At 35.1% G+C, this 24282-nt stretch carries 19 protein-coding genes, 1 riboswitch and 1 other annotated feature; of the genes, 6 read left to right on the forward strand and 13 right to left on the reverse strand.

Going from position 1 to position 24282, the window contains the following annotated elements:
* Positions 1–174: 174 nt before the first annotated feature.
* Complete coding sequence (locus NSS74_RS14895; RefSeq protein ID WP_002031248.1) at positions 175–1419, reverse strand: N-acetylmuramoyl-L-alanine amidase; 1245 nt, start codon at positions 1417–1419, stop codon at positions 175–177.
* Between the two features lie 168 nt (positions 1420–1587).
* On the opposite strand from NSS74_RS14895, the gene NSS74_RS14900 reads away from it, so the two are divergent.
* A complete protein-coding gene (locus NSS74_RS14900) occupies positions 1588–2073 on the forward strand; it encodes an 8-oxo-dGTP diphosphatase (RefSeq protein ID WP_215601025.1) in 486 nt (161 codons plus the stop codon).
* 28 nt (positions 2074–2101) lie between these two features.
* Here NSS74_RS14900 and NSS74_RS14905 read toward each other — a convergent pair whose 3' ends face one another.
* The 3 genes from NSS74_RS14905 to NSS74_RS14915 are packed head-to-tail and all read right to left on the reverse strand — an operon-like array spanning position 2102 to position 5257.
* The gene (locus NSS74_RS14905; RefSeq protein WP_340813870.1) at positions 2102–3727 is read right to left on the reverse strand and encodes a YndJ family protein; all 1626 of its coding nucleotides are present in this window, start codon (positions 3725–3727) and stop codon (positions 2102–2104) included.
* A gap of 5 nt (positions 3728–3732) precedes the next feature.
* Positions 3733–4344 carry a DUF4166 domain-containing protein gene (locus NSS74_RS14910; RefSeq protein ID WP_002141241.1) on the reverse strand — a complete coding sequence of 204 codons (612 nt, stop codon included), beginning with the start codon at positions 4342–4344 and terminating at the stop codon, positions 3733–3735.
* Positions 4345–4348: 4 nt separating this feature from the next.
* Entirely contained in the window at positions 4349–5257 is a 909-nt protein-coding gene (locus NSS74_RS14915) for a DoxX-like family protein (RefSeq protein WP_149190339.1), read from the reverse strand.
* Between the two features lie 192 nt (positions 5258–5449).
* Positions 5450–5636: riboswitch (Lysine riboswitch) on the forward strand.
* Between the two features lie 201 nt (positions 5637–5837).
* Here NSS74_RS14915 and NSS74_RS14920 point away from each other — a divergent pair.
* Positions 5838–7067 carry an aspartate kinase gene (locus tag NSS74_RS14920; RefSeq protein ID WP_002141239.1) on the forward strand — a complete coding sequence of 410 codons (1230 nt, stop codon included), beginning with the start codon at positions 5838–5840 and terminating at the stop codon, positions 7065–7067.
* Between the two features lie 280 nt (positions 7068–7347).
* Entirely contained in the window at positions 7348–7800 is a 453-nt protein-coding gene (locus NSS74_RS14925; RefSeq protein WP_340813872.1) for a VOC family protein, read from the forward strand.
* Between the two features lie 289 nt (positions 7801–8089).
* Here NSS74_RS14925 and NSS74_RS14930 read toward each other — a convergent pair whose 3' ends face one another.
* Complete coding sequence (locus NSS74_RS14930) at positions 8090–8530, reverse strand: helix-turn-helix domain-containing protein (protein ID WP_149190338.1); 441 nt, start codon at positions 8528–8530, stop codon at positions 8090–8092.
* A 144-nt stretch (positions 8531–8674) separates the two neighbouring features.
* Positions 8675–9658: an aspartate--ammonia ligase gene (gene asnA / locus NSS74_RS14935; RefSeq protein ID WP_002126735.1), complete on the reverse strand. Its 984-nt coding sequence runs from the start codon at positions 9656–9658 to the stop codon at positions 8675–8677.
* A gap of 70 nt (positions 9659–9728) precedes the next feature.
* Positions 9729–9988, reverse strand: a binding site (T-box leader).
* Between the two features lie 408 nt (positions 9989–10396).
* On the opposite strand from asnA, the gene NSS74_RS14940 reads away from it, so the two are divergent.
* Positions 10397–10528 (forward strand): DUF3934 family protein, encoded by a 132-nt coding sequence (locus NSS74_RS14940; protein ID WP_000047589.1) that lies wholly within the window; start codon positions 10397–10399, stop codon positions 10526–10528.
* A gap of 135 nt (positions 10529–10663) precedes the next feature.
* On the opposite strand, the gene NSS74_RS14945 is transcribed toward NSS74_RS14940, so the two are convergent.
* The 6 genes from NSS74_RS14945 to NSS74_RS14970 form a co-directional block, all read right to left on the reverse strand.
* Positions 10664–13870 carry a DEAD/DEAH box helicase gene (locus NSS74_RS14945; protein ID WP_016103109.1) on the reverse strand — a complete coding sequence of 1069 codons (3207 nt, stop codon included), beginning with the start codon at positions 13868–13870 and terminating at the stop codon, positions 10664–10666.
* A gap of 119 nt (positions 13871–13989) precedes the next feature.
* Positions 13990–14922, reverse strand: a complete 933-nt coding sequence (locus NSS74_RS14950) for a response regulator (RefSeq protein WP_340814221.1) — start codon at positions 14920–14922, stop codon at positions 13990–13992.
* Between the two features lie 2 nt (positions 14923–14924).
* A complete protein-coding gene (locus tag NSS74_RS14955; RefSeq protein ID WP_088031582.1) occupies positions 14925–16223 on the reverse strand; it encodes an ATP-binding protein in 1299 nt (432 codons plus the stop codon).
* 64 nt (positions 16224–16287) lie between these two features.
* Positions 16288–18000 (reverse strand): oxaloacetate-decarboxylating malate dehydrogenase, encoded by a 1713-nt coding sequence (malS, locus tag NSS74_RS14960; RefSeq protein WP_002012227.1) that lies wholly within the window; start codon positions 17998–18000, stop codon positions 16288–16290.
* A gap of 74 nt (positions 18001–18074) precedes the next feature.
* Positions 18075–19514 (reverse strand): aspartate ammonia-lyase, encoded by a 1440-nt coding sequence (gene aspA / locus NSS74_RS14965; RefSeq protein WP_002012229.1) that lies wholly within the window; start codon positions 19512–19514, stop codon positions 18075–18077.
* Between the two features lie 24 nt (positions 19515–19538).
* Positions 19539–20810, reverse strand: a complete 1272-nt coding sequence (locus tag NSS74_RS14970; protein WP_002012230.1) for a cation:dicarboxylate symporter family transporter — start codon at positions 20808–20810, stop codon at positions 19539–19541.
* 380 nt (positions 20811–21190) lie between these two features.
* Here NSS74_RS14970 and pyrH point away from each other — a divergent pair, with 380 nt between their 5' ends.
* Positions 21191–21934, forward strand: coding sequence for a UMP kinase (gene pyrH, locus NSS74_RS14975; RefSeq protein WP_002012233.1), 744 nt, complete (start codon positions 21191–21193; stop codon positions 21932–21934).
* A gap of 53 nt (positions 21935–21987) precedes the next feature.
* Here the strand turns inward: pyrH and cls are convergent, their stop codons facing one another.
* Positions 21988–23199, reverse strand: a complete 1212-nt coding sequence (gene cls / locus NSS74_RS14980; protein WP_012260712.1) for a cardiolipin synthase — start codon at positions 23197–23199, stop codon at positions 21988–21990.
* A gap of 119 nt (positions 23200–23318) precedes the next feature.
* Here cls and NSS74_RS14985 point away from each other — a divergent pair, with 119 nt between their 5' ends.
* Positions 23319–24257: an esterase/lipase family protein gene (locus NSS74_RS14985; protein WP_215588921.1), complete on the forward strand. Its 939-nt coding sequence runs from the start codon at positions 23319–23321 to the stop codon at positions 24255–24257.
* Positions 24258–24282: the final 25 nt, after the last annotated feature.

Below are 24282 nucleotides of genomic sequence, written 5' to 3' on the forward strand. Positions count from 1 at the left end.
CAAACTCTTAATTAGTCAACAGTAAAAGTATACGTGATAAAAATAAACTAATCTAGCATTATTTTATTCATAATCAGCATAATACGATATATCTTTTTATTCCGATAAAAAATTACAGAAACTTACATAAAAAGCCCATCTCTATATAGACGATGGGCTTAGCAATCAACATTGTTATTTCGTTAAACGAGATTTTGAAACATCAAAACCCTTCCACTCATAATAATCTAAAATCCCCGCATAAATTGCCTCAGCAGCTATTTGTCTTCCAGATTCTGAGGCTAACTTCTCATAATCTGCGCTGTTATCTAAAAATGCTAGCTCCGTTAGCACTGCCGGCATCTCATTTTCTCTTAATACATAAAGATCTCCTTCTCTCACACCACGATCTCTTGTATCTAGAGCTTTAACTAATCTCTTTTGTATTTTATCGGCTAACATATAACTATCTTTTTCACGCTCATTTACTTCTTTCTTTTCAGACCCTTTATAATAAAAAGTTTCTGTTCCATATCCATCATGATTTTTAGAAGCATTTGCATGGATGCTTACAAAAACATCTCCATTATGTTCTTTCGCGAAATCCACACGATTTTTAAGGTCTTCACCTTGCTTTTCACCAAGACGAATATCTGTTTCACGCGTTAACAACACACGGAATGGAGTATGTTTCTCTAGTAAACTTTGTAATCTTTTAGATGTATCTAATACAATATCACTTTCATGTAACCCTTGTGTTGCTTTCCCAGGATCTGTTCCTCCATGACCTGGATCAATAATAATCATCTGTTCTACTAAAGGATTACCTACTTTAAGTGAATCAGCCTTTGCAATAAACTGCGCTGCTTCTGCTTTCGTTACAGTTTTATTAGGTAACCAAGCTGTTTTAGTTATACCTTGTGAAATATTTAATTCTACTAAAATGTTGGCTTTATCTTTTCCCCAACTATCATTTAAATCTGCAAATTTTGTTTGTAACGGTTGTTTTACTTTTGCATCTAATTTATATGCTTCAACAAGCATCGATGCCATTGAAACTCGGTCAATTTTCCCAGTTGGATCAAATACGCCTGGGCCTTTACCTTTAACAACGCCAGCTTTTTCTACAGCTGCGATGAATGGAGTATACCATTCGTTTTGAGAATCACCGAAAGATGGTTTAGCATTATTATCGATTGGTAAGTTTAAAATTCGAGCCATCATTGTAGCTGCTTCTGCACGAGTGATTTCTTTTCCAGGCTCGAACATTCCTTTATCATTACCTTTAACTGCACCTTTCTCTACTAAATAGTAAATAGAATCTTCTGCCCAATGTTTAGCTGGGACATCTGGAAACGTTTTTGTTTGTGCAAAACTACTAGATGAATAAGATAATATACTAGCTGCAATTACTCCTGCTGCGATTATTCTATTTTTCATAGAATATATTCCCCTCTCAAGTACAATGTTTTATGTAACAGAATAATTATAGTTCTGAAAATTAGTAATAGTCAATTGCATTTTGTATAATTTTGTATTATTATTGTATTTTTTGTCATAAATAACTATAGTAAAAAACTATAAGATTTTATAAAAGGAGAGATTCGTATGAGCAAGAATTGGAAAGATATAGAACACCGTATTTATACAATGTGTATGATTCAGCATAATAATGAAGTATTACTAATACAACGCCCCGATCATCTAGGCTTCCCTGGTTACATCGCTCCGGGCGGAAAAGTAGATTTCCCAGAAAGTATCGTTCAAGCCGCTATAAGAGAAGTAAAAGAAGAAACTGGATTACTTGTTTCAAATTTAACTTTTAAGGGATTAGATGAATACGTAAATCCGAAAGAAAATGTTCGATATATGGTATTTAACTATTGGACAGATTCATTTGAAGGTGAACTCCTTTTGAATCCTCCTGAAGGCGAATTATTATGGGTGCCAATTGATACAGCACTCAATCTTCCTATGCAAGATTGGTTTAAAGAGAGATTCCCATTATTTTTTGAAAAAGGTACGTTTGAAATTCAGCGTGTTTGGGACCGAGACTTGAATAAACAAGTTGCTATGACAATTACCCATACATAAAAAAGCTTGGAATCTCTCCAAGCTTTTCTTACTTTCCCTCTATTTTCTTAATCTCATAATCAATTTCTAAAAACTTAACTCCAAATATCCACATTCTATGATTAGCTTCTAATATTTGATCCTTGCTCTCTTTAATAATAAAAGTCTCTGCTAATGGTAAACGTATTGTAAAGAAACGAGTATGTAAATAAATCCCCTCATCTCCCCTGCCATTCTCTCTTAACTTACTTGTAATGATTAAAGCATTATCATCATTGCATAACTTCAAAATACCAGTCATATTTGAATATGGTAACGGTAATGCGATATTCATATATTTATCTTTCTTGTATGTATGCTTTGAATAAAGAGCTACAAAAATTGTCTCCCCTGCTTCATTTTTTCTTAGCCAAGCCCTTACATTTTCTCTTCCATCCTTCTCATCTATTATCCCAATGATAGAGCCATGCATCGTTTCCCACTTGCCGCCCATTCCTAAATGTATTTGTCCTACACGCTTACTCATTTTCTCATAACAAAATGCAACCGGGCGGAACCAACGAGTCCATTTAATATGCGATTGTAACTCATACTCTTTTGTATTTTCATAGAAACGAATAATACTTAAAGGAATCTTCGCCACGTCAAATGCCTCACTATGAAAATCATTCATTTTATCAACTAAACCTTTGTATTCCTTGCTATCTATTAAATTTCTGTTATGTAAAAATACTTCACCAACTGTCGCATTTCCTCTTAACCTGCTCATTGGTTTCCCGTAATATTTATAATTCGGAGTACTCTTTTCAATCATCCAGCCAAAAAATGCTGGTAACGCTACTCCAATTCCATTTACAACACCGTGAATCCAGACCATTTGTGCAATTGTAATCGTCATTACTTGTTTGAAATTTCCGTATGAATATATGAGTGAAAACATTATTGTTACCATAAGTGTACTGGATGAAAGAGTAAGGAGAATCTTTGCACTTATAGCATTGAATTTCGTTCTCCACACGTAAACTCCATATCCATAAATCGCACATAAATATATGAACACTGCAAAAAATTCAAATATCCTTGAGTATGTAATTCCTATCGCAACTGTCATAGGTGAAATGACTATGATAAACATAATAGCATCATACACTTTACTTCTCTTTTCTCTTTTCCTTCCAAGTAAACCAGCTGATAACGGCAATAGAAATGCCGAGTAATGAAAGTGTGCCGCTGTAAGTAAAACAATGTCAGAACTAAAGTGCATAATTGAAACCTTTGCTACTGAAGCAAAAAACCAAAAACCACCTAAAAACAAATAAATAAACGCACTATCGATAGCCGTCTCTTCTATCGGTTTCCATCCTCTTTCTAACAATCTACTTACACCAAATAACGCAACGATTCCTGTATATGCAAACCAAAGTAGCGCAAAGAAATAGTGATTTGTTACGAAAGCTAGCATTGCACTGATTGCTGCGATTGGATATAAAAACGATACAAATTTATAAAATAATGCATACGATCCATTTCTTTTTTTCTTGTCAATAATACAAAAAGACATCGGTATAAATAACAAAATAGATAATAAAATAATTGCTTCAACTGGGTTTACATTTGACCACTCACATATTAGAAAAATAATATAGCAAGCAAGCCCAAATAGTATATTTTTCATATCGTTTATTCCCTTTCCACAAATGTTCCCTTATATGAAAATAACGAACCAATTAACGGATTCCGTACTTGTACATGAATTCGAAAACATTGCAGTGCATCATCATAACTTTCAACAATTTTTGCCTCTCCATATAAAAATTTTGGTAACGGGATTTTTCTTCCAAACATAAAAAACCATTGTTTCTTTGAAGAAATATGCATCCCGCCTTTTTCATCAATATAAAAATTCAATGTAGAAACGAGTAAATGTGGCTCACCAAAATAATCTACAATTTCATTATTCTCTTCATCCAACTGCATAACAGCGTTAAAATATCTTTTCTTATTATGAAAATAAAAAGTACGATTCCACCGTACAAACTCATTTCCATGTTCATCTCGCTCAGCGGTATTATGTATCACAAACGGAACTTTTTGCCCTCGCTCAGAGAAAAACATTCGAAACTTCGATGTAATTTTTAATATTAATTTAACGAAAAAAGATCCTCCATAAATTTCATCCATTTCCCCTTCCCCAATAAAGCTATTTTCCTTTGTTATCGCATATCGTTCCTGCAATTTTGGATGAAGCCTTTTATAAGAATCCCCTAATAATCTTTCATAAATATTAACCATATACTTATCCCTTTCTCGTCCTCTTGCAATTTTTTGCGCTTGGCAAATTCGTGCTATTTATATAACCGACAATCGATAACCCTATTAGAAGAAAATTTAATGTAATCGGATTAAACGGTTGCGTAAAACTAGCGATATTCGTCGATCCTGCCGCTAATGTTAAAACTATCAACAATATAATATGCAATATAAATAGTTTTCGCTTTTGAAGTGGCAATAGCCACATAACACCCCATATTATTTCTAAAAATCCAACTATTTTAAGTATAAAAATACTACTTTCATTCGATCCGATTAGTGCTGAAAGCATCTTTACTTCTTCTGAATGAGTAAACATCAATTTCGGTACAATCCCTTGATATAACCATACGAAAGCAAATAAAAAGCAAACTAGCCAATACGTCATCGTTCTTCTAATTAGCAACTTAGGATGAAGTCCCTTTTCTAACCATAATTTTAAAGCATCAAAACTCCATGCTGTCGCCCAACCTAATAGTGGACGAAAAACATATAAATCTATCACATTTCCTATACGACCAAATCTCGTATCATAATCATATTGCGTTTCAAAATGAATATGTTCTTCATTCGGTGTATACTTCCAATAACCACGCCCTATTTGTATAAGTGATAATTGATTGTCTGTCCAAAATTTTAAAGAGGAAATGCTTTCTCCAGTTTCTTTTCTTATTTCACCTATCGATTCCCCTTCTCCGGCTATTTCAAGTCCAAATCCGATCTTTGTTTTATATAAAAACTTCTGTGGTTCTCCCTCTTTTTTTTCTAAATACGAAATCTCAGTAAAACGAGCATCCCACTCTGTATGTATATCAGGCTCTTGTGTATATGCCCATAGTTTCTCCATTGTTGTGTTCATTTCTGTGGCTACATAAATAGGCTTTTTCTTCCCCATCCTTCCACCTCCCATGCGCTATATTTTCAATGTACATGCAATGAATCGATTTTGCTACATTTTTCACAAACTAATTTAATAAAAAGATAGAATTTCAAAAAAATACAAAAAACACTTGATTCCCTGAAAAATTTAAATTATTATAAAACAAATGTTACCAACAACTTCATAAATCATACACTCTCGCCTAAAACGTGAGATAGAGGTTGCAACGCTTATAAGTATTCTAAAGGAGACACAGAGATGTCTATGATTTTAGAGGAAAGGAAGTGTTGCCGAAATTGATAAATTTCTCTGCATTTATCAATTGGGGCTGTTTTCGAATAGAAACAGAACTGTCATATGTACAGACGTGTACGTATGAAGAGCTATCTACAAAAAAGAGATATCATTTTTATGATATTCCTTTTTTGGCGGTTTTTTTATTAGCTCCGTTTTCTGTTTCCCTTTTCCTGTAACAGCACCATCCTCACTTATTTGAGATGGTGTTTTTTGTTTTTCTCTCTGGTAACTACAGGAATATTGGGATTTGTATATGTCCTAACCTATTCTTAAAAATGGACGAAAGAAGGAATTCGTAATGGAAACGATTGTACAAAAATTTGGCGGTACTTCTGTCGGAAGCGTCGAACGCATTCAACATGTAGCAAATTTAATTATTGAAGAATATGAACGAGGACATAGTATTGTCTCTGTCGTTTCAGCAATGGGAAAAAGTACGGATAAACTTGTAGCACTTGCTAACGCTATTACTGAAAATCCAAGTAAACGTGAAATGGATATGCTCCTATCTACAGGAGAACAAGTAACCATTTCATTATTAACAATGGCACTACAAACAAAAGGTTATAACGCAATTTCATTAACAGGATGGCAAGCTGGTATTACGACAGAATCTGTACATAGTAGTGCACGGATTATTGACATTAACACTACTCGTATTCAGTCTCACCTTACTGAAGGCACGATTGTTATAGTAGCTGGTTTCCAAGGAGTAAGTGAAGAAAATGAAATTACCACACTTGGCCGCGGTGGCTCTGATACGACTGCTGTCGCATTAGCTGCTGCACTAAAAGCAAAAAAATGTGATATTTATACGGATGTGACCGGCGTATATACGACTGATCCACGAGTTGTACAAGATGCTTATAAATTAGATGAAATTTCTTATGACGAAATGTTAGAGCTTGCCAACCTCGGTGCTGGCGTATTACACCCACGCGCTGTTGAATTTGCTAAAAATCATAATGTAATTTTAGAAGTTCGCTCAAGTATGGAACAAGAAAACGGAACAATTGTAAGGGGAGAATGTAACATGGAACAACAATCAATCGTTAAAGGTATTGCATTTGAGGATAATATTACACGCGTCACAATTAAAGGATTAGAACAAGGTGCACTTTCAACAGTTTTCTCTACATTAGCAGCAGCACATATTAATGTGGATATTATTATTCAAAGTATTACAAATGAAGGAACTGTTCACCTCTCATTCTCAATCCATTCTAATGATTTAAGAGAAACATTAGAAGTATTGGAACAAAATCAAGAAGCACTTCACTACGAATCTGTAGAACATGAAAATCATTTAGCAAAAGTATCAATTGTAGGATCTGGTATGGTATCTAACCCAGGAGTTGCTGCGAATATGTTCACTACTTTAAAAGAAGAAGATATTCATATTAAAATGGTAAGTACATCAGAAATTAAAGTATCTGTCGTTATTGACCGTCTTCATTTAGTAACGGGTGTTGAAGCACTTCATCAATCATTTATGGCGAAAATTGAACCTTTAGTGCAAATGATTTAATTTCCACCAGTAAAACTTACAACAAATTATATGAATCTATTTCCTTCCTATATAAATAGAAAGCTGTTTGCATAGTGGAAAGTGAGAAAAAGGTTATTTAGTTTAAAATAAAGTCGTTTGAAGAACAATAAAATTGTTAAAAAACGGAAGCAAGTCATTCTATTCAACAATCGGGCAGTTATCTCCCACCTAACTTCCTCGCATTCGCCGAATTTTGAGGTGGGAGTCTTATTGCCCGCAAATAGCGGGATAAATTTTTACACATAAGGAGATAAAGACTATGGCCAACAACAGATTACTAAGAATGGACAATGTCAGCATCGTTGTAGAATCTCTTGATAACGCAATCTCTTTCTTCAAGGAGATTGGATTAAAACTCGAAGGGCGAGCTACTGTCGAAGGTGAATGGGCTGGTCGCGTAACTAGACTCGGTTCTCAGTGCGTAGAGATTGCTATGATGGTTACGCCAGATGGTCACAGCCGAATTGAACTTTCGCGATTTCTCACCCCACCTACTATAGCAGATCACCGGACAGCTCCTGTAAACGCCCTCGGTTATCTGCGCGTCATGTTCACCGTCGAGGACATTGACGAAATGGTATCCAGACTTACTAAGCATGGTGCTCAGCTCGTTGGAGAAGTAGTTCAGTATGAGAACTCGTATCGACTCTGCTACATTCGTGGAACCGAAGGAATTCTAATCGGTTTGGCGGAACAACTCAGTAACAAATAAGTAAGTGACGTTTTATAAAAGGCCTTTACTGAAATATACATTACTGAAGTAAAAATATTTGAAGAAAATTCTTATTCAATAAAACTTAGATTTTCAACCCCGTCCTAACTTTAGAACGGGGCTATACTCGTTTGAGCTTTTAAAATTAAATAACTTTATTATCATTTTACACATAGATTTCAAGACTCTATACAAACAGCTTTTTAACATATTACCTATATCTAAAAATCATTATAAAACAATTAGATTATTCGTAATACCTTTTCCTAGGAAATATAACGGACTCTTCTCACTTCTTATCATATATATCTTTCCCTTTAAATAACGAGCGAAATTCATGCAAAATAACTTTCTTCACGTCGGAATAAAAGACCATCATGAATAGCGCAGCCCCTAATAAAATCTCTTGAATTCCTTCGTAATCAATGAAAGCACTCATAATTAGCAAACCAAATCCAATATAAAAACCAAACTCATTCTCTTTCTCAAAATCCTCATCTTCTTCATCAATATGTATTTTCTCTTTAAAGTTTTGATTCCCTTTTATTAATTCATCGAGCGTAACGTTGTACATTTCGCTCAATAAAATTAAATTATTAATGTCAGGGTAACTTTTATCATTTTCCCACTTATACACAGCTTGCCTAGTTACCCCAATTTTCTTTGCAACATCCTCTTGCGAAAAACCCTTTGACTCTCGTAATTTTTTTAATTGTTCTCCCAAGTTCATAACGCCCCCTCCTTTAACAAATTATTACATAAAAGGAGATAAAAAAGAAAGAAACTATTAGTAACACTCACTGTAAACCACCAGTTTACACAATAAAAAAGGGAGAGTAACTCTATTTTCGAGCCATTCTCCCTCTCACTTATATTAAAACAAATGAATGTTTTCTTTCTTACAAGCTTCACGTAAATCATCAGGCCATACAGAAGATTGAACTTCACCGATATGTGCTTTACGTAAGAAGTACATACACATTCTTGATTGGCCGATACCACCACCAATTGTTAATGGTAGTACGTCTTCTAAAATACCTTTATGGAAATCATACTCACGTTTGAAGTCTTCACCAGTTTTCGTTAATTGCTCATCAAGTGCTTTACTATCAACACGAATTCCCATTGATGATAATTCGAACGAAGCTTGTAGTACTGGGTGCCAGAATAAAATGTCACCGTTTAATTTCCAATCATCATAATCGGACGCGCGTCCATCGTGCTTTTCACCTGAACGGAGTGCATCACCAATTCCAATAATAAAGACTGCACCGTGTTCTTTCGCAATTGCATGTTCACGATCTTTCGGTGTTAATTCTGGATATTTATCTTCCAGTTCTTGAGAAGTAATGAAAACAATTTCTTCTGGTAAATACTTTCCAAGGAACGGATACTTTTCAAATAAGTGATCTTCCAATTCTTTGAATATTCCATAAATTGTTTGTACTGTTTTTTGTAAGTAATCGATAGTACGCCATTCTTTTTGAACGATTTTTTCCCAATCCCATTGGTCAACATAAATGGAATGCGTTGCATCAAGTTCTTCATCACGACGAATCGCGTTCATGTTTGTATATAAACCTTCACCAGCTTCATATCCGTATTCATGTAATGCGAATCTTTTCCACTTCGCTAGTGAATGTACAATTTCTAATTCTTCTCCTGAATGTAACATATCAAATTCAATTGGACGTTCTACACCGTTTAAGTGATCGTTTAATCCTGATTTCTTCGTTACGAATAATGGTGCAGATACGCGGAATAGTTCAAGTCGTTTTGCTAATTGATCCTCAAAAAATGTTTTAACTTCCTTAATTGCGATTTGAGTCTCTCTTACTGTCATTAATGATTGATACATGGTGGTTTCCTCCTAAAATGTTTGGATGTTGTGAAAAGAAGCCAACAAAAAAAGCCCTTCTTTCCCAAAAAACTGGGACGAAAGACTTTGGTTCCGCGGTACCACCCAAATTAGCAACAGAGGTTGCTCACTTATACAATACGGAGATTAAAAAATCTCGATACTGTTCTTCTTGTAACGGCGAAGTTCCCGGCTAAGTCTACTTTCCTATAAAGGATTTCGGTTAGCGACTCCAGGAGGTTCTTCATAATAGGCTTCGTATCAGGCTCACACCGTCCCTGACTCGCTTAAACTACATCCTACTACTACTCGTCCTTTCATAGTCGTTTTATTGTCACATCTCTGAAACATTTTATTAATGATTATTCTATACAAAAAATCGATAAAGTCAACAAAAAGTTTTAAAATATTTTTCAATTCTTTATTTTATGCCTTTACCGACTGTTCTTAATATAACATTTTTATTTCCTTTGTCTCTTCAATCCAAAAAACATTTCACTAATTGAAACTAACATATATACAACAACTAGTGTGATTGTTCGAAATATAGAATCCGCAGTATTTCTTATTATTTTCATTTTCTTTATAATTCCTTTCAGTTTACTCGCAATTTCATGATATACTATAGCATTCAAGCAGTTTGTTTTTATTTAAAGCAAGCATAGTCATTTATCGATAGTATTTTTCTAAAACATTGGCTATTATCAAATCAGATTTTTTATATAACGGAGTGATCATATGAGTAAAACGAAAGCAAAACCGAAAAAAGGTGTAGGACAAGGTACAGGAAGTAAAGGATGGAACCGTTGGCAATCAAGTGCGAAAAAGAAAGCTGCAAAACCATACAAAAGTAAAGGTACAAAGAAATAAAATAAATAGTGGGAGACGAACAACTCCCACTATTTAAAGTTTCACTTTATCTCTTTACTTTGTACAAAACAAAATATAATTATTACAACAAAAAAGCTATGCTTTCATCTCTATGAAAGCATAGCTTTTTGCATATTAAATCATAAGAATATCGCGGATTTCTTCCTCCGTAATAGAAGATAACTTCTCTTCTCCCGGCTCGATAATTTCAGCGATTAAATTTTTCTTACTCTCTTGTAACTCGTGCATTTTTTCTTCAATTGTTCCATGTGCTACTAACTTAATCACTTGCACTGTATTTTTTTGTCCCATTCGATACGCTCTATCCGCAGCTTGTTGTTCAACAGCTGGATTCCACCACAAGTCGTACAATATAACTGTATCTGCACCTGTTAAATTTAGTCCTGTGCCACCAGCTTTTAACGAAATAAGAAATAGATCCCCTTCTCCTTCGTTAAACCGATTGCATAGCTCTACACGTTCTTGCGCTGGTGTACTCCCGTCTAAATAAAAGTATGGAACTGCTTGACGATTTAATTCACGTCCGATTATCGAAAGCATCTTCGTAAATTGGGAAAAGATAAGAATTCTCTTCCCTGTACTTCTGCATTCCTCCAAAATTTCTAGCAGCTGATCAAATTTAGCTGAACTACCTTTATAGTCATCAACAAACAAAGCAGGATGACAACAAATTTGCCGTAGTCTCGTTAAACCAGCTAAAACCCGAATTTTATTTTTACGTAACGTATCTTTATCCAAATGTTTTAACGTTTCTTCTCTTAACTTTGCTAAATAAGCTGCGTAAAGCCTCTTTTGATCTGGTAAAAGTTCTGATGATTGCAAGTGCTCAATTTTTTCTGGGAGTTCGTGTAATACATCACCCTTTAACCTTCTTAACACGAAAGGTTTTACCCGCTTCGCAATATCTTCACGTCTTAAATCACCGAACTCTTTTCTTCCCGGTAATAATTCTGGGAAGACGACGTGGAAGATAGACCATAGCTCTTCTAATGAATTTTCTACAGGTGTTCCTGTTAATCCAAAACGGTACTCCGCCTGCACTGTTTTTACCGCTCTTGCAGTTTGCGTCGTATGATTTTTAAACGCTTGTGCTTCATCAAGAAATAGCGTATGAAATGGCTGCTCATATAACCTTATATCTCTTCTCAGTAGAGGATATGACGTAATGACAACATCAAATTTCGTTATATCTTTTAAAATTTTTCGGCGCTCTGCTTGATTTCCATCGGCAATAACTGCTCTAATATGTGGAGCGAATTTTTTCAACTCACTAAGCCAGTTGTAAACGAGGGACGACGGAGAAACAACTAATATAGGCAGTTTCTTCTCTCGAATTTCCGGCAAAACAGAGTCTGTAAAAGCAATACTTTGCAACGTTTTCCCCAGTCCCATATCATCAGCTAAAATGCCGCCAAAACGATAATAGGCAAGTGTTTTCATCCACTGGAATCCGTATGTTTGATACTCTCTCATTATCGCATCTAAACCACTTGGCACCGCAAACTTCAGCTTTTTAGGGTTTTGAATGTTCTCTACCAATTCTTGAACAGACTCATCTAAACTTAATACGTTTCCTTCTTGCAGTGAATTCATCCATTTCACACTACGAATAAGAGGGACATCTATTTCTTCGCCCTTTAAAAATCCTTTTCGAATACTAGATTCTTTTATAAACTGATTAATATCATTAAACTCTTTACTCTCAAGTGATAGTAGAGCACCACTTGCTAAACGATAATATTTTCGTTTCTCTTCAAGTGCCACTAATACCCCTTTAATTTCTGCCTCTGGAATACCTTTTATATCAAAGCGAAATGATAACCAATCAATTCTCTCTTTCCTTCTAACTCTTATAAGAGGAGCTGTGTCTCCCTTATGAATTCGTAATTTGATGGCTGACGTCGCATAAATATCAACTAAACCTTTTAACGGTGGAACAGCATGATATAAAAAGTTATACTCAGCTTCTTCATTATGCATAAAATAACCGCCTTCCGTTTTCGCAAAGGCACTTTCACTCATAATGTCTAAAATCTCTTTTTCCTTTTTCTCATCACGATTAAAAACAGATGGCTGCCCATCCTCTTCTAACGGATTAATCACGACGTTTCCATAATGAAATTCGAGACCTGCTAACAAACGATTTTTCACTCGATCTAAATACAATTTTGCTTTTAATGCGGGTGTTTCAACACGATCTGATACTACCTCATCTATTCGCACAGTTCCTAGCTTCATTAACCCTGGTACAACTTTTGCTACAAAGTGCTCCATCTTATCTGCTGGAATATACAATTGGTTACTACTAGAACGATTCATCATTTTTTGTAATTCGATAAGTCGCTTACAATCCTCAGCATTCAACTGATACAGTTTCCCTCCAAATAGAGCATAACTATACGTATCCATTACTTCTACTTGTTGTAAGCCGTCAATATAAAGTGTAAACCCACCGTTACTCCCTTTATTAAACTCAAAATGTAAAGGAAGTAGCCCTTTTGAAATTTGTAAACCGTGAAAAGATTTTCCATCTTGATTAAGTCCCACAAACTCAACTTTAGAAAGTAAAGAAAGCATATCCTTCCATGAAGCTGGCGGTATTAAAATCATACTATCATCTTGTTTTGCATGTACTTCCAGTGTATCCTCATACATTTTTTCATTATGATAAATTTTAATGAGCTGCTGAATAATCGCATCCGTTTCTTGCTTAAAGCTATGTACATCCGGTGTATATGTAAATTTATTCGAACAATTATAGGACTCTCTTTTCTCCACATTGGAAAGAAATTCTCTAATATGATTTACAAAATACATCTTGGCGAGTTTAAACTGAATACCTAGCAGTGCCCCACCATTTTTCGTAACTACTGGCGTACATATAAATTCAACATGAAGTATTTCACGTGTATCAAAACGGTGTTGTTTACTTTTTGGTCTTAATGGTTTTTCTGCAAATAAATGAAACATCCCGCTTGTTAATTGATCATTTCCACTCATATTCCCGCTACTAATAGGCACCATTCCACCGGTTTGCTGATTATAATTTATTTGTATCAATACTGCCGCAACATGTTGACAGTATGTTTGAAAAGACGCTAACGAAGGACAACTACATTTCGCAACAACATCACCTTTTTTAGCTTTTTCTACTGTAACATGAAAATCTTCGTTCCCTTTTACCGTCGCTTCGCAAATTTCTTTATTTTCATCATAATGATTTATTATTACTTTATTTGATTTATAATAAGCTTCGCCTCTTTTATATGAGGTTTCTCCGCATACTTCTTTAATAATCGATTTATTTAATGTAAAACCCATTGTTTTGACACTTCCTTACTTTAAAACCAGTTTCTCTTAACTAACATTTTACATGCTCCAAGAGAAAATATAAAATGTAGATTTAATAAAAAAAGATGCTTGTATATAAGCACCTTTTTTCACTCTATCTCCATCAACCTTTTCGCCTCAAAATACAACACTTGAATAAATTTCTTCGTATTAATTCGTATATGGCCAGAAGTTGCTACTTCATCCTTTGTCATTTCTGTCATTCGTTTTCTAACTACAGTGAAATCAAAAAATTTCGGAGCATAGCTTTCAAATTTCGGATTTGAAAAGTCTGTTAATCCAAGGGAAGCTAAGTGATTCAACGATTGATAAATCGCTCTACGTACCCTTTGTTCAGATGCTTTTCTCTCCTTATCTATATCTGCATCTGAAGCTATATTCTCTAATTTTCTTATAGTTATATGGTGAAAGATATCTTTTAGCGCAGGAAATCCAAATTCAAACGTTTGCTCTTTTTCTTGTCCATATAAATATTCCAACATACTAAGTAAATCTTTACTTCCATTCTCTCCCGCAATACCGAGTTCTGATAATAAATAGCGCCCTGAATCTGCTATTCTTTTTCCTTCCTGCATTGGCTCATTTCGAACTTGCGGCTGTTCCCACTTAAAAACGTTATTCAATGATTTTTGAATATCATGTATAGAGCGCTCTAAACGAATACGTTCCATTACTTTACGTACAACAGATATAACCTCAATTTTATTTAATGGTTTCGTAATATAATATTCAACACCAAGTGTATACGCCTCACCAATAAGCTGTTTCGATTCAACTTGAGAAATCATGATGATTTTCCCTGAAAAAGAGGATGCAATATGGCGAACTGTTTCAATCCCATCTCGCATTGGCATTAATAAATCAATAAATAAAATATCTACTTTTTTAAAATTTAGTTGATCTGCTTCAATAAAATCTCCATCTTCCGACTCTCCAATTACTTCCCCAAGATCTCCATCTTCAATAATTTGTGAAAGCATGGAGCGGAAAACTTCATCATCATCTACGATATAATAAAACAACTTCATTCTCCTTCCCGCTTTAAACTGCACTCCGGTAAACAAACGACAAACTTACACCCTCCGCCAGTTTCTCGGTCTTCTAATCTCACTTCTCCTCCGAGCTCTGTTACCATTTCGTTTATGTAAGAAAGTCCAATTCCTGTTGATGGTGTTCCCGTTTGATCATACTTTGAAGTAAATCCAGGCTTAAATACTAATTTCTTATATTTTTGTGCAATACCAGGTCCATCATCAATTACTTCAAAGAATATATGGTTATCAAGTTTATATAACTTAATAATAATAACGCCATTATCCGCAATTGCTTCAACTGCATTTGCAACTAAATTATTAAAAATTGATAAGACCGTATACACATGATATTCTGCATGCTCACCTTCTATATGTTTAGAAAAACGTATATCTTTTCCCAACATTTCAGCGTACTTCTCATTTATTCTCACAATCATTTCCGCAAGCTCATGTCCTTCTACATACTCAGCCACATTTTTATCTAATAACAGTTTAGATAATCCTGCAAAAATTCTTTGATTATCCTTTTTTATTTCATGTACTTCTCCCGCTATTTTCAATGCTGTTTTACTACTCGAATCATCGTTCGCTTGTAAATTCCGATATAATTGATACGCTGTTTGTGTAATTAACTCCGCATTTTGTAACGTTTTTTTCAAATGAACAGATTCCACATATAAGTTAGAAAGATGCAGCAACATTTTTTCATTTTCTTTTCGCACTTGTGATTCTTTTAATTTTGTTTCATACAAGTTCATCATATTTAAAAAACCAAGCGCAAAGAAACTACGAAAAATAGCAATAATAATTAGTTTATTCACTTCAGAAACTGTTATCGTTGTCCCCAGCACTAACATATGATAAAACGCAAGTTCAGACATACTTGCGATAATTTCAATTGTAATTCCAAGACATCCTATCACAATTGGCTTCTGATGAAACTTATTCACCCTACAAAGCGAAAAAAGACTTCCATAAATAAAATAATAAAAGAACACAGGATAACGCAAATAAAATGATTCTGTCATATGGAATGAACCTTGCAATACCCAGTCAAGACATACACGAAATAAGACTACAGATATACCTACAAGAATACCTGCAGCTGCTGCTGGCACTCTTCTTAAAAATAGTAATAAAAAGAAGAAAAGCGGTGTCCCGAAACTAACACGAAACATATCATTAAAAGGATGAAAATTCAGCTCTCCAGCAATCGGAACAACAACCATTAATATAATTAAAAGATACATATCTTTCTTCCATAATTGATTCCAATTCAAAGGTGCCACTTCCTATGCTTTTTTTCAATTGTAAAAGTGAAAGCCCGCTTATAATTATAAACGGGCTTTATTTCTATATTCTAACCTTTTCTACCGCTTTTATTTGGCGATACTCCGGTTCCCATATTGCTTCTTTTACTGCAATCTTAATATCGTCATCACTTAAGTTCTCTCTAGCAACACCTTCTGCAACTGCGACTTTCGCTACTTCAATCGCAACCAGTTCAGAGATATTACGTAACTCTTCAACTTCTGGCAAAATAGGCGCTCCTGGCTGACTTGTATCTACCATACTTGCAACTGCTTCTGCTGCTGCTGCGAACATTCCATCCGTCATGACGCTTGCACGAACAACAATTGTACCAAGACCTAGTCCTGGGAAAATAAGTGCGTTATTTGACTGTCCAATCACATACGTTACACCGTTATATGTAACCGGTTCAAACGGACTTCCTGTTGCAACTAATGCTTTTCCTTCTGTCCACTCGATTAAATCTGCTGGTTTCGCTTCAGCAAGTGGCGTTGGATTCGACATTGGTAAAATGATTGGTCTTTCTACATGAGAAGCCATTTCTTTAATAATTTCCTCTTTAAATGCGCCTGCAACAGTAGATGTACCAATTAAAATTGTCGGTTTTACATGTTTCACAACTTCAGCAAGTCCGATAGCATCATTTTGTTTCCAATCACTTACTTCAGCTTCTTTTCTTGCATATGGAATTTGGAAATCAAGAAGATCTTCCATATTATCTGTAACCAACCCATTACGGTCAATACACCAGAAACGATTATGTGATTCTTCGTCTGATAAGCCGACACGAACCATTGCATCTCTTACTTGATCTGCGATACCGATTCCAGCCGTACCAGCACCAAACACAACTACACGGTGTTCACTTAACGGTACACCAGAAGCTTTTACTGCCGATAATACAGCAGCAAGTGAAACTGCCCCTGTACCTTGAATATCATCATTAAACGTACAAACGTCATGACGATATTTATCTAAAATTTTTCGTGCATTACGAGAACTGAAGTCTTCCCAATGTAGAAGTGCTTTCGGGAATTGTTTATTTACCGCTTGAACAAACGTATCAATAAATTCATCGTAAGCTTCACCTGTTATACGAGGGTGACGATTTCCAATATAAAATGGATTGTTTAATAATTCCTCACGATTTGTACCTACATCTAAAATTACCGGTAATACACGGCTAGGATCGATTCCAACTGCGGCCGTATATACAGCCAATTTCCCGATTGCGATGTTAATTCCACCAACACCCCAATCACCAATTCCTAATATACCTTCTCCATCCGTTACAACGACTAAATCAATGTTTTCAGCTGTTGCACCGATATTTGCAAATGCATCTTCAATACCTGATGGATCGTTAATTGATAAATAAATGCCACGTGGTTTACGGTATTCATGACTATATCTTTGAATTGCTACACCTACAGTTGGTGTATATACAATCGGTAACATTTCACGTAAATGCTCTGTTAAAATACGATAAAATAACACTTCATTTCGATCATGTAACGCTGTTAAGTATACATTCTTTAATAAATCATCCGGCTGAGAACTAAATTGTTCATATGCTCGGCGTGCTTGTTCTTCTAACGTTAAAACCGCTGGCGGTAATAACCCTTTTAAACCTAACTCTTCTCTTTCCTCTTGTGTGAAAGCTACCCCTTTATTTAAAAGTGGTGTTGATAATACTTCTGCTCCTCTTAATGTTGTTTCTAATGCACCATTAGAAGCCACTGTAAACTTACTCATAACATCCCTACCTCTATTCATATATAGCATTTCTATATTGTAAACAAAAAAGAGGGGATTGTCCCCCTCTTCTTTTAATTTTTCTTTAAAAGAGTTGCTCCTGCAATCCCTGGGTGTGTCATTTCGAATGGATCTAGAATTAACTCTAATTCTTCTTGTGACAATACACCATTTTTCACACATAGTTCTCGAACGGATTGCCCTGTCGCAATTGCTTCTTTCGCAACGCGAGCTGCTGCTTCATAGCCGATATGAGGGTTCACGGCTGTAATAATTCCTACACTCTTCTCAACGTACTCTTTTAAGCGATCTTCATTCGCTTCAATTCCTTTTAAGCAATTATCTGTAAAGGCACGGAAACCGTTATTCATAATGCTAATAGATTGAAGTAAGTTGAAAACAAGTACTGGTTCCATAACATTTAATTCTAATTGTCCTGCTTCTGAAGCAAGGCAAATTGTATGGTCGTTACCAATTACTTGGAACGCAATTTGATTAATTACTTCTGGCATAACAGGGTTTACTTTCCCTGGCATAATAGATGAACCTGGTTGACGAGCTGGTAGCATAATTTCCGCTAATCCAACGCGTGGACCTGATGCCATTAGACGAAGGTCGTTCGCAATTTTAGACATGTTCATCATACATACTTTAAGTGCTGCAGATACTTCAGTGTACGCATCCGTATTTTGAGTTGCATCTACTAAATCTTCTGCACCAACAAGTGGTAGTTCACTAATTGTAGCTAAATGTTTTACAACTGCTTCAATATATTCTGGATCTGCATTTAAGCCTGTACCAACTGCAGTTGCTCCCATATTTACTTCATATAAATGTTGACGTGATTGCTTGATACGTTTCATGTCACGTTCAAGTACGCGGGAGTATGCTTTAAATTCTTGTCCAAGACGAATTGGCACAGCATCTTGTAAATGTGTACGACCCATTTTAATAACATGATCGAACTGTTCTGCTTTTAATTCAAATACATCATGCATATAACCCATTGTTTGTAATAAGCCTTCTAATGCATTTAATGTTGCAATATGAATCGCTGTTGGGAATGCATCGTTTGTTGATTGTGCCATATTTACATGACTGTTTGGACTAATATAATCATAGTCTCCCTTTTCCATTCCTAATAATTCAAGGGCACGATTGGCAATGACTTCATTTGCGTTCATATTCATTGAAGTTCCTGCACCACCTTGAATTGGATCAACGATGAAATGATCATGCCATTTCCCCTCAAGGATTTCTTGTGATGCTTCTGCGATAGCACCACCCTTTTTCAATTCCAATCTTCCTACATCTGCATTAGCAAGTGCTGCCGCTTTTTTTACAATTGCTAACGCTTTAATTAAACCTTCATGAACTTTGTATCCTGTAATCGGGAAATTCTCTACTGCACGCATTGTTTGTACACCGTAGTACGCATAATTTGGTACTTCTTTTTCACCTAAAAAATCTTTTTCAATTCGTACTCCATTTTTAACTTCAGTTAATGTTGCCATGATTACTCACTCCTTAACAATCTCTTACGCTGCTTTTGTTTGTTTGACCGTTTCTACATATTGTTTTGCTTTCTCATCATCGAATTCGCCTTCCCACTTCGACATAACAATGGCAGCTAATGCATTTCCTAATACATTGACAGCTGAGCGAATCATATCTAAAATGCGGTCAATTCCCGCAATTAATGCGATGCCTTCTAGCGGTAAGCCCATTGATCCTAACGTCGCTAATACAACAACGAATGATGCACCCGGAACTCCCGCCATACCTTTGGATGTTAACATGAGAACGAATAATAGCGTTATTTGCTCCGTCAGTGACATGTGTACACCGTACATTTGTGCAACAAACAATGCCGCTAACGCTTGATAAATAGCTGATCCAGTCAAGTTAAATGTATAACCTGTCGGAATTACGAAAGAGGCAACTGCCTTTGGACAACCGAACTCTTCCATTTTTCTCATTATATTAGGTAAAACAGCTTCTGAACTTGCTGTCGTAAATGAAAGAATAAGTTCTTCTTTTAAAATTTTCATTAATGTAAAAATATTTACTCCAACCATTCGCGCATTAATACCTAATACAATCACAACGAATAGTATAACAGTTACGTATACAGCTAGCACTAGTTTTCCTAAAGGAAGTAGTGTTGCTACACCAAATTTTGCAACCGTAACAGCAATTAATGCGAATACACCAAATGGTGCGAATTTCATCACTTGATTTGTAACCCAGAACATCGCTTCGAGCACACCTTCAAAAAAGTTAAAAACAGGCTTTCCTTTTTCTCCGATTGCTGCAACTCCTAAACCGAATAGTACTGAGAAGAATATAATCGGTAATAAGTCACCTTGTGTAATAGACTCAAATATATTTTTCGGTACAATATGAACAATCGTTTCTGCAAAGCCTTTCTTCTCTGTTGCATCTGCTGTTTGTTTATAAGAAGAAATATCACTTTGCTGTAAATTACTCATATCAACGCCAGTACCTGGTTGGAATATATTTGCTGCAAGTAATCCCATTAAAATAGCAATCGTCGTAATAATTTCGAAATAAAGAATTGTCTTACCGCCCAGTTTCCCAAGCTTTTTCATATCACCTACACCAGCTACCGCAACAATTAATGCTGAAATAACAATCGGTACTACAATCATTTTAATTAAATGAATAAATATATCCCCAACTGGTGTGATATAAGAAATCGCCGTTTTATTGCCATAAAAGATTGCCCCTACTACAATCCCTAAAACAAGTGCGACAAAAATTTGTGTTGCCAATCCGAATTTTTTCATTTATGTTCATCCCCTTTTATGCGAACGCTTTCATTTCGTATTTATAAAAGCTTACTCACACATCATATAGGCGAACCTACAAAATCATACAAAAACCTACAAGTTCGTCACAAAAAATTCAAATTTATTTCTTATAATATTCATTGACACTTTTTTATAAAAAAGAAATAAAATAACCTTGATAAAACATCAGATTATTTCGTATAATCTAAAAGATATACGTATTCTAAATAAATGGGGATGAAAAGGAGTGGATGTTATGAAAAATCACGTGAAGAAGTTCATCATATCTATTTCTTTTCTATTTCATTTTCTTACGAAGGAACAAAGGCATTCGCCTTTGTTCCTTTTTTATTGCAATCTATATAGGGGGAATTGTTATGAAACCATATAAACGCGTCCTAATTAAACTAAGTGGCGGCGCACTTGCTGATCAATCTGGAAATAGCTTTAACTCCAAACGATTAGAACATATCGCAAACGAAATAATATCCATTATTGACCTAGATATCGAAGTATCCATTGTCATCGGCGGCGGTAACATTTTCAGAGGTCATCTAGCTGAAGAATGGGGAATTGATCGTGTAGAAGCTGATAATATCGGTACGCTAGGTACGATTATTAACAGCTTAATGCTTCGTGGCGTTTTAACAAGTAAAACAGATAGAGAAGTACGCGTTATGACTTCCATCCCTTTTAATGCAGTAGCTGAACCATATATTCGCCTACGTGCAGTACATCATTTAGATAACGGTTATGTTGTCATATTCGGTGGTGGTAACGGGCAACCATTCGTTACAACAGATTACCCAAGTGTACAAAGAGCCATTGAAATGAATAGCGACGCCATTTTAGTCGCAAAACAAGGAGTAGACGGTGTCTTTACAAGTGATCCGAAACATAACAAATCAGCGAAAATGTACAGTAAACTGAACTATAACGATATTGTTAGGCAAAACATACAAGTAATGGATCAAGCAGCTTTATTGCTTGCTCGAGATTATAATTTACCGGCACACGTCTTTAACTTTGATGAGCCTGGTGTTATGAAAAGAATTTGTTTAGGTGAACATGTTGGGACGTTGATTAATGATGATGTTTCGATGCTTGTGCATGAAAAATAGTTATTCCCATCAAAAAAGGGTGTCCTTTATAGACACCCTTTCTTCCTTAATTATTATAAATAAAAATCAACTAATCCCGCCAACCTCTCCTTAAAACGCTCCCAAAAAGATAAGTTATCAAAAAACTCTTTCGTCATTTCTTTCGAATCATGAAAATCTTGTGTTAACGCCGCATTCACTTCTGATACGATAGATCCACCATGAATATACAAATTCATCTCATCATTAATATAGAAACTACGTGCAGTAAAGTTTGTTGTACCGATAACAGTTAGTTCATTATCAATCAGCATTAACTTTCCATGAAACATACCTTTTTTATAACCATATACCGTAATCCCGTTATTAACAGCTTGACGAATATAAGGATACGCTGCCTCTTTAATAAGAGGAATATCTGGTTTATATGACCATAGTATTTTTACTGTAACACCACGTTTTTGCGCTCCAATTAAAGCATTCATTAATTCTTTATTTTTCGCTATAAAATAAGGTGTTGTAATTACAATTGAATGTTTCGCTTGTTTTATTAACTTTATATATTTTTCAGCGACGTGATGTCCATTGTAGCTAACCATCGTATGTAATGTATTCCCTTTACTCGCTTTATTCGTACTTCTTTTTATATGTTCTTTCGTATCTCGTTTCCAATCTAAAGCGAATTGCTCTTCTAAATCTTTTGCTCCTTCTCCTCTAAGCCGCACATGATAGTCACGCCAATATCCAAATCGCTTATCTTTCCCTAAGTACTCATCCCCCATATTAAAGCCACCCGTATAGCCAATCTCCCCATCAATCGTCGTAATACGACGATGATTACGATGGTGAAGTGAATAAAATCCAAATGGCAATTCCGGTTTTCTACTATATGTAAAATGAACACCACTTTCCCGCAATTCATTTTTCATCTTTCTTTCAAATGATAAATCATTAATTAAATCAACCGATAAATATACGTTTATTCCTTCTTTCGCCTTCTCCTTTAATAAGTTTAAAAAAGTATGGCTACTTTTATCATCCGATAAAATATAAAAATAAGTGTAAATAGATCGCTTCGCTTCTCTTATATCAGTAAACAACTGTTTATAAAACGACTTCCCTTCCACATATAATTGAAAGTCACTATAATGAGGCGCATACTCTGTCGGCATATTTTTCCCGGCTTCCATTTTCCTTCCGAGCGTAACGTCAATATGCATCCAAATTAAAATAACAACGAAAATAGCAATAATAATAGAAGTGACTCGCAATATTTTTTTAATCATTTTGATTTCCTTCCACTCATATTACTTACTATTTCGTAGTGTTTCATTAAAGTATGTTTTCATACAAAATGTATTTCTTACTTTTTGTCGGATGTTAAAAACTTAAAGGAGAGCAGACTATGAAAAGAGCAAAAACTCCTATTATTTTTATCCCAGGTCTTTTCGGTTCAATGAGTAATATTATTATTCCTGGTACCGGTAATTGGAACTTTGGGCTTTCTTCGTTTATTTATGAACCATTCATTATGATGTTAGAAAGTATCGGCTATGAACGAAATAAAAACTTGTTTATCTGTTTTTATGACTGGCGTCAGCGTATTGCTTTTTCCACTCAAAAATATTTATTAAAAACAATTGCCTATGTTAAAGAATTTACAGGGTGCGATAAACTAAATTTAGTTTGTCATAGTATGGGTGGACTTCTTGCACGTTCTTACGTTCAAAGTGAAGAATATGAAAATGATGTGGAGCAACTTATTATACTTTGTACACCAAACGCTGGATCTCCCCCCAATTATAGTTATTGGACTGGAGGTAGTCTCCCAGTACATGCATCTTCTAAAATAAATATTGTTCGTTCCTATATGGAACAGTACATACACTACTTAAGTACCTTGTATAAAATGAATAAAGTCGAAGCGATACACCGTTACTTTCCAGGATTACAAGATGTTATTCCTTGTAAAGATTATGGAAATTATTTATTTATAAGATCAGGCTCTTCTATTACATTTCTTCCTTATAGTAAGATGCAAATGAAAAACCCTTTCCTCGATACATTAAATGAAAATAGATTTATTATACAGAAAAGAAATATTAAAACTACACTTATTGCAGGAGATGGAGTAGAAACGATTCAATATTTACAAGTCGTCCCTTCACATTCAAAACTAGAATGGACAGACGGAAAAGTCGTCGGTGATATACTTACAAAACATGGTGACGGTAACGCTGTTCTACATAGCGTTTTTCTTCTAGAAGGAAATAAATATGTTGTGCATGCTTCACATAACGAAGTGCTCTACAAAAGCATTCCTATATTACAAAAGATACTTTAAATTACGAATACAAAAAAGGTGTGGC

Origin of the sequence: Bacillus sp. FSL E2-8868, from assembly GCF_038005505.1 — a bacterium.
In the GTDB taxonomy this organism is placed as follows: domain Bacteria; phylum Bacillota; class Bacilli; order Bacillales; family Bacillaceae_G; genus Bacillus_A; species Bacillus_A mycoides.

Coding starts and splice junctions, on each gene's coding strand:
- NSS74_RS14895 (WP_002031248.1), bottom strand. CDS start 1,419: ATGAAAAATAGAATAATCGCAGCAGGAGTAATTGCAGCTAGTATATTA.
- NSS74_RS14900 (WP_215601025.1), top strand. CDS start 1,588: ATGAGCAAGAATTGGAAAGATATAGAACACCGTATTTATACAATGTGT.
- NSS74_RS14905 (WP_340813870.1), bottom strand. CDS start 3,727: ATGAAAAATATACTATTTGGGCTTGCTTGCTATATTATTTTTCTAATA.
- NSS74_RS14910 (WP_002141241.1), bottom strand. CDS start 4,344: ATGGTTAATATTTATGAAAGATTATTAGGGGATTCTTATAAAAGGCTT.
- NSS74_RS14915 (WP_149190339.1), bottom strand. CDS start 5,257: ATGGGGAAGAAAAAGCCTATTTATGTAGCCACAGAAATGAACACAACA.
- NSS74_RS14920 (WP_002141239.1), top strand. CDS start 5,838: ATGGAAACGATTGTACAAAAATTTGGCGGTACTTCTGTCGGAAGCGTC.
- NSS74_RS14925 (WP_340813872.1), top strand. CDS start 7,348: ATGGCCAACAACAGATTACTAAGAATGGACAATGTCAGCATCGTTGTA.
- NSS74_RS14930 (WP_149190338.1), bottom strand. CDS start 8,530: ATGAACTTGGGAGAACAATTAAAAAAATTACGAGAGTCAAAGGGTTTT.
- asnA (WP_002126735.1), bottom strand. CDS start 9,658: ATGTATCAATCATTAATGACAGTAAGAGAGACTCAAATCGCAATTAAG.
- NSS74_RS14940 (WP_000047589.1), top strand. CDS start 10,397: ATGAGTAAAACGAAAGCAAAACCGAAAAAAGGTGTAGGACAAGGTACA.
- NSS74_RS14945 (WP_016103109.1), bottom strand. CDS start 13,870: ATGGGTTTTACATTAAATAAATCGATTATTAAAGAAGTATGCGGAGAA.
- malS (WP_002012227.1), bottom strand. CDS start 18,000: ATGAGTAAGTTTACAGTGGCTTCTAATGGTGCATTAGAAACAACATTA.
- aspA (WP_002012229.1), bottom strand. CDS start 19,514: ATGGCAACATTAACTGAAGTTAAAAATGGAGTACGAATTGAAAAAGAT.
- NSS74_RS14970 (WP_002012230.1), bottom strand. CDS start 20,810: ATGAAAAAATTCGGATTGGCAACACAAATTTTTGTCGCACTTGTTTTA.
- pyrH (WP_002012233.1), top strand. CDS start 21,191: ATGAAACCATATAAACGCGTCCTAATTAAACTAAGTGGCGGCGCACTT.
- cls (WP_012260712.1), bottom strand. CDS start 23,199: ATGATTAAAAAAATATTGCGAGTCACTTCTATTATTATTGCTATTTTC.
- NSS74_RS14985 (WP_215588921.1), top strand. CDS start 23,319: ATGAAAAGAGCAAAAACTCCTATTATTTTTATCCCAGGTCTTTTCGGT.